Annotated in this window: 6 protein-coding genes; 2 read left to right on the forward strand and 4 right to left on the reverse strand. The window is 35.4% G+C overall.

Features of this window, described 5'->3' with window-relative positions; genetic code table 11:
* Positions 1–10: 10 nt before the first annotated feature.
* Complete coding sequence (locus ABZC96_RS00590; protein ID WP_373028325.1) at positions 11–2,182, reverse strand: response regulator; 2,172 nt, start codon at positions 2,180–2,182, stop codon at positions 11–13.
* Between the two features lie 192 nt (positions 2,183–2,374).
* Here ABZC96_RS00590 and ruvX point away from each other — a divergent pair, with 192 nt between their 5' ends.
* Positions 2,375–2,761: a Holliday junction resolvase RuvX gene (ruvX, locus tag ABZC96_RS00595; RefSeq protein WP_373028326.1), complete on the forward strand. Its 387-nt coding sequence runs from the start codon at positions 2,375–2,377 to the stop codon at positions 2,759–2,761.
* A 4-nt stretch (positions 2,762–2,765) separates the two neighbouring features.
* Here ruvX and ABZC96_RS00600 read toward each other — a convergent pair whose 3' ends face one another.
* The gene (locus tag ABZC96_RS00600) at positions 2,766–3,854 is read right to left on the reverse strand and encodes a glycoside hydrolase family 3 protein (protein ID WP_373028328.1); all 1,089 of its coding nucleotides are present in this window, start codon (positions 3,852–3,854) and stop codon (positions 2,766–2,768) included.
* Between the two features lie 472 nt (positions 3,855–4,326).
* Between ABZC96_RS00600 and ABZC96_RS00605 the strand changes: the two genes are divergently transcribed.
* Complete coding sequence (locus ABZC96_RS00605; RefSeq protein WP_373028330.1) at positions 4,327–4,860, forward strand: TlpA family protein disulfide reductase; 534 nt, start codon at positions 4,327–4,329, stop codon at positions 4,858–4,860.
* Between the two features lie 75 nt (positions 4,861–4,935).
* Here ABZC96_RS00605 and ABZC96_RS00610 read toward each other — a convergent pair whose 3' ends face one another.
* The gene (locus ABZC96_RS00610) at positions 4,936–5,712 is read right to left on the reverse strand and encodes a DNA-processing protein DprA (RefSeq protein WP_373028332.1); all 777 of its coding nucleotides are present in this window, start codon (positions 5,710–5,712) and stop codon (positions 4,936–4,938) included.
* Positions 5,713–5,850: 138 nt separating this feature from the next.
* Positions 5,851–6,945, reverse strand: a complete 1,095-nt coding sequence (locus tag ABZC96_RS00615; protein ID WP_373028333.1) for a divergent polysaccharide deacetylase family protein — start codon at positions 6,943–6,945, stop codon at positions 5,851–5,853.
* Between the last annotated feature and the right edge of the window lie 296 nt (positions 6,946–7,241).

Here is a 7,241-nt window from a genome sequence, read left to right on the forward strand (position 1 = left end):
AGAGTATCTATCAAGCAGCTGCAATATATTTTCCTATAGAACTATTTAATGTTTGTATTTGAAATTTATACTTCTCATTATAATTAATAAGTAATTCATATTTCTTGTAGAGGATCTGATGAAGTATCTCATTTATTAAAGTATGCATATCCTCTGCACCAATGGTTCCTGTTAATCCTTTCATATCTATACATAACATCTTTACCTGTTCATATCGGTGTTCTTTTATCAATTTAGCAAAAATTTCATCACTTGTACCATATGCTGTACTAAACTCTTTCAGTACTTCAAGATAGAGTGCCTCACTGTTATTGGCATGTCTGATACCATTTTCGATATTGATTCCCAGATAAGTAATGACTTCTTTAGTCTCAGCTTCTTCTTCCTTAGGTGTTACCACATCTGTATCAGAAAGATAGATAGATAGTGCCGTATAGAGTTTACCTATGTTGAGCGGTTTGGCTAAAAATGCATTAATACCACAGTTGAACATTTTTTGAATTTCACTGTCCAAAACCAATGCAGTAAATGCAACGATAGGCATGGTATCAAATTTACTATCAAGACGTATCATCTGTGTAGCCGTATATCCATCCATAATAGGCATATTAATGTCCATAAGCACTAGATCAAATTGAATCTTGCTCTCCTTAACCATATCAACAGCTTCTTGTCCATTATTTGCAATACTGATACTCATATCGGAATGGTGCAATAAACTAATAAGTACTTTTTGGTTGATAATGTTATCTTCTACAATAAGGATGTTTTTCCCAGAAAAAGCTTTAAAAGAGTGTTGTGTGACACCTTTTGTTTCAACGATATTTTTTCTGTGTGTTTGTATCTGTTTCCCTTCATCCTTTTGCTCTTGTTCCTCATAGGAAGGTACTTTGATATCATACATGTTCACGATCATTTCAAAAACACGTTCTTGATTGAGCGGTTTAAAGAGATGGCTATCTATCATTTCATGTATAAAACTCTTTTTATCGGTCTGTAGCAATGAATTGAGTGCTACTACCTTAAGCTCTTTGCCCATCCTAATTTTTTTAAGATACTCAACCAATCTGACATTAAAGAGACTTTCATGTAGAACAACAATATCAAAAGAGGTTAAATTAGGAATATTTTTCATAAATTCCTCTTGAGAAAGCACCGTCACTTCATGTCTAAAATATGCAAACATTTTTTTGACAGCCAAAGCTGAATTATAATTTACGTCCACAATAAATACTTTTTTCTCTATCAGTACTTTCTCCGGCAGTCGGTACATTCTCTGATTTGATTTATCTACTACATTAAAAGGTAGGGAGAGTGTAAATGTACTCCCTTTACCTTCTATACTCTGTACGGAAAGTTTACCATTCATCATATCAACCAATTCATGTGCAACAAAAAGGCCAAGGCCTACATAGGTACCTGTCTCTTCGTCATAATAAGGGACAAATAGATCTTCTAACTCTTCAGTATTAAGCCCTCTACCCACATCGGAAAACTGAAACTGTAGTTCTACCTGTTCTTCAAAAGTATCAAACTTTGAGATCTCTAATTTAACCTCATCTATATCTACTTGAGTCATAATGTGTTCAAGTAGACTTTTAAGCGTTTGTCCCAAATGGAGAGAATCTCCTACTAAACGCCGGGGTACGTTTTTATCTATATCAAAAATAAGTTCAACTTGACTCCCTGAAAATTGTGAACAGATAGTACCTGCTAATTCATTCAAAACGTTATTAATATTAAACTCTTCATTGACTATCTCAATTTTCTTTGACTTTAACCTAAGAAAATCTATAAGATCATTGGTAACATCCAAAAGTCTGCTTTCAACATTCGCTAAGGTTTTTTCTTTATTTTTAAATGATTTGGATGATTTATCTATGGCTTGATGACTTTTTTCAAGTGCCTGTTTCGCGATATCATGAATATTTTCACTCATGTTGGTAAGTAAGAGATTTTGACTTTTTTCCATCTCCAATTGTTTGTCAAACATGGACTGGTGTAGCTGTTGCATCTTCTGCATTTTCTGAGATGATACAAATAATATGGCTATACTCACAATCCCCAAAGCGAAAAGAGCGACCCACAGCCAGAAAGTTTCTAGCCCTGCACTTGTACTTACCTCTGCATAACCCATACTACTTAAGCCTATAATGGCCATACTTATTTTATTAAAAAGCATACGATATTACCTTATTGTCATAATTTAATATTCTCCATGCTGACATTTCCCTACTATAATTCTATCGAAGGATTTTATTTTTTTACTTATTTAGAAGTATTATATTTACTATTAAATTTAAATGATGACATATACATCACGCTATAGCCAAAAGATTTTAGAAGATGACAAAAGTTTGGGTACAATTTCACTATGAAATTAGCAAGTATAGATGTAGGACTTAAACGTATAGGTGTGGCAATCTGTCTCGATGGAAAGATCGTCATACCTCAAAATGCCATCCTACGAAAAAACCGTAATCAAGCTGCAAGAGATGTCAAGACTTTTTTAGAAGAGTGGGAGATAGAGAAACTCATCGTAGGTCTTCCTAAAGATGCTGATAGTTCCGAAGAGATGGAAAGACGTATCAAACATTTTGTTTCTCTACTTGACTTACAGATAGAAGTAGTCTACCAAGATGAACAAAGTTCAAGCATTGAAGCCAAAGAGCTTACAATGGGTCTGTTTAAACACAAAAAAGATGGGAAGATCGATTCCATCGCTGCAAAGATCATCTTGGAACGATGGATGGGACAGTAAACAATTAAAGTTTTTTCTTTAATCCCTGAATTCTATTATATGCTTTGTTGATACTCTCCACTGTCACCTCTCCACTCTGAACCAATGTCATTATAGTATCAACCAGTTTTTTTGTACTGACAATTTTTTTAGGGTCAAGTTGATTTCCAATCAGCAAAATATCATCTCCTGCATTAATCGCCAGTTTAAGTGTGTTTTTCAATCCATATTTTTGACTGATCGCACCCATTTGAAGATCATCCGTGATGACCACACCATGATATCCCAGTTTCCATCGTAACATCTTGGTAACTGTCTCATAAGAGAGGCTCGCAGGATACTTGGCATCTATTTTTTTGTTAAATACATGGGCAACCATCACTGTATCGGCCTTGTCTTTTAAAAGTCTATAGGGTTCTAACTCAATTTTTTTCCAGAGATTTGTGACATCAACAAACCCTTTGTGTGTATCTCCTACCGAAGAGCCGTGTCCGGGAAAATGTTTAATAGAGGTAAGTACCCCATTAGTATGCATTGCATCGATGAAAGTAGAGGCATACTCTGCTACCATTTTAGGGTCTTTACCAAAAGAACGTCCCAAACCGTGAATGACATGGTTTTTCATATTTATATCCAGATCCACAACAGGTGCAAGGTCATAATTGATCCCTACACTTTTTAGTTCCTGACTCATTTGTGTATAGGTTTCTTTGATCTTACTTTGATCCATTTTGATCACATCAGAAGCTTTGGGGAACTTACCGTAAAAGCCATATTTACTTTTAAGTCTTTGAACCTTTCCTCCCTCTTGATCTACTGCAATAAGCAATTTCCCATCTCTGCTGCATGCTTGCAGTTCTTTGGTCAGATTGGCTAACTGTGTTTTCGTAGCAATATTCTTTGGTATATTTTTATCCACCGGGTTATAGTCAAATAAAATCACTGCTCCCAGATTGTACTGCGCGATATCTTTACAAATTTGGCTTTCTTTGGGTGCATGTGTACCATGAAATCCGATCATAAGCATTTGACCTACTCTTTTTTCAAGTGCTAACTCTCCTGACCATACATTCGTAAACAAAAACAAACCCAGCAATAAAACTTTTTCTATCATAAAAAATATCCTTCAAATAATCTCAATATTATAGTGTAACTACTCTTTATTTGCATACGGTTAACCTTAGTGTATTACACTACCCCTACAAGAGCATCTAGGGCACCTAAAATATACCCCCTCCCTTTTATAAAGCATTTTAGGACTCCTTTTAAAACATTTTCCTCCTTTTGTCCCAAAGATGCTCTTTGAAAACTTTTTAATCTATTTTTACCTCTCTTACTTATAACTATATCTTCTATTAATATTCAGTTAACCTTATACTATTAAAATACCTTCATAAGAGCATCAATAGAGATAGACCTGTCTCCTTATTATTTTCATTAGGTCTATCTTTAACATCATTTTTCCCTCCCTTTTTACATCCCAATGATGCTCTTTAAAAAAATCTTTTACATAATTCGACTCAATTACACAATTTTTACATCTTCATAGTGTATAATTTATAAAACAATATATAAAGGCCCATTTTATGAAGAAACTATTGACTACATCCCTTCTACTCTTGTCACTGTTAACCTATACACAAGCAGCAGAAAACGAAAAACTATTAGCAGAAATGACTATGACTGACATCACAGGAAAAACCTATGATGTTATGGGTACAGAACAAGGACTTAATATAAAAGGTCTTGAAGGAAAAGTGATCTTCTTAGAGTTTTTTGGACATAAATGTCCTCCTTGCCTGGAATCAATCCCTCACTTGGTCAAGTTACAAAAAAAACATAAAGATAAGTTAGCTATCGTCTCTATTGAAGTACAAGGTTATAGTCATGAGGAAACAAAAAAGTTTGCAAAAGAGAAAGGCATGAACTACATTGTAGTGTCTGAAGAAAAGGCTTCTGAATTGGTAAATTATATCCAGCAAAGAGCACAATGGAGAGGAAGTATTCCTTTCTTGGTAGCCCTTGATACTAAAGGCGATGTACAATTTGTTCAAGCTGGTATGCTTCCAGAGGCGTCACTTGAAGAGCTCATATCAGAACTTTCAAAAACAACAAAATAATCCCTACTCATCCTATCTTTCTCTTTAATATAGAAAGATAGGCATTCCAATATCATCATTTTTTTCAATCATTCTCTAAGATAATCTTACGATACCATTTTGTATTGTGATGACACCTTCAAGTTCTGCTTCATACACCCTGTCACCAAACTTCTTAAGACTCTCATCAAATGTAGGTGTGGTTTGGCAAAAATAAAAGAAATCATCTTTTTCTAATGCATCATCTGCTATCTGGCCAAAAGTAGAGGCAAATGCCTCTATATCATGTATGGGTGTAGCCTGCATTGTGTGTAACAACTGGTTCGTACCCAAACTCTCATCGAGTCTTTGAGGAAGTACAAATATCTTTTTCCCCATCTTCAAAGCATACTCCACTGAACGCATGGAACCGCTATTCAGATCTGCTTCTGTAACGATCAAACTATCCCCAAGTGCAACGACCAGTTCATTCCGTACCACAAAACTCCATCCTGTTGCTCTGAAACCATCATTAAATTGGCTAAGCAACAATCCTTTGTTCTCTATACTCTCTATAAGCGTTTTATTAACTGCAGGGTAGCGTATATCCAGTCCATTTGCTACAACAGCAATAGTATTCTCTTCTCCTGCTCCAGTATGTGCTATGGTATCCACTCCCATTGCAGCACCACTTACCACACATACCCCTCGTTTGGCTAAAGCACTGGCAAGACTGTATGTAAACTGTCGTGTGTAGTTTGAGGGTCGTCTTGTTCCCACAATAGAGACTTTAGGACGTTTCAGCAGATCCAGGTCACCCTTATAAAAAAGTGTAGAAGGATACTTCTTCATACTCTCCAAACTGAGTATATGCTGAGTAAGTATTTGACTCATACGATGCCTTTTTGGATCTATCATATCACAGCAGTGTACTTATCAGAAAAAATATTTCATATTGTCATACTTTTGAAAAGAGTATGGCAATTCATATTGTGCACTGACTAAAAGGAGGACATGCCCTTGGGGTATATATTATTGATAGAGCTCATCAATATACACAAGTTCCACATCGTTGAAGATACTTGCTGCATTTGAGAGTGCTTCCATAGTTGTCTTATGCGGATGTCCTATAGCGATAGCATAGCCTCTTTTCTTTGCCATCTTGACTGCCTTTCGAAGCTGTCTATGTATATAGGGGACATTATGTTCATTGTCTATAAAAACATCTCTTGCTACATAAGCATCTCCAAATGCTTCTGTTATCTGTGGTACTTTGGTCGAACCAATGGTTCGACTATCGACAAAAACAAATCCTTCTTTACGAAGTGCCGTATAGAGTGTCTGCATTGCATCATGATCATCTGTAAATACAGAACCTGTATGGTTATTGACATAACGAGCCGTAGGGAAAAGAGCTCTAAGCTCCTTCACTCTAACCTCTATATCTGCTTCACTAAATGTCGTAATGAGCGTTTTGTACTGTTTGTTAAACTGTACACTACCTGACTCCATCGGCAAGTGAATCATATAATGTTCCAATCCTGTAGCTAATGTATGTGAGCTCATAGAGCGCTCTGATGGAGGGAATATGGAGGGTGTCATTTTGATACCTGTAGCCTGTATGCTATTGAGCTGACTTTTTGTTGACACATCATCTATAATAATCGCGAGTTTTGGCTTTTGCGTCATGTCTGCCAATGTAATATATTTGGATATAATGACCTTTTCTATTTCTTCTTTTTTAACTATCTTTTCATCTTTTATTTCTTGAAGTAATGGTTTAGCCGAAGTTTCTTTTTTTATCTTTGGTACTATCTTTTTAACAGACTCTTTTTTTTCGTGGGGCTTTTCTGTTTTTATTTTCGACAGATCCTCTAAGAGTTTCTTTTTACTCTCTGCATGATGCGTCTTATAGGTTTGAGCTATTGGATTTTGACCATTTCCTGCATCATGCTGTCCCAAAAAATATCCAAAAGCAACTAAAGAGATCATCAAGCACACACCTAAAACAATAAAGATACTTTTTTTGAAAGTAGAACTTTTTGTACTCTTTCTGCGTCTTCTCTTTTTTGCTGGGGTTTTTCTGGTAGAAGAATTCGTATTTGTTTTTTTGGGTTGCGTTGCCATAAAGTCCACTAGTTTTAATTTTCAACTATTGTAACAAAGTAGCATTAAGAATGGGATGTGAAATGTATAAAAAGAATATAAGAAAATAAAACTAACTAAAGATTTTTGGTAAGTTGTACTTAGATTTTGTTGTTTGAGTAAAGGAGGATACGTCAGTAGCTGACTGCACTCATCAACAAAAGATGAGTGCAAATAACCAAAAAAATTAGTTAGTTTCTTGGTCTACGATTTTACCTGCTGAAATCCACGGCATCATTTCACGAAGCTTGTTACCAGTTTTAGTTATAAGCTTTTCT

Source organism: Sulfurovum sp., from assembly GCF_041551015.1.
GTDB lineage: Bacteria > Campylobacterota > Campylobacteria > Campylobacterales > Sulfurovaceae > Sulfurovum.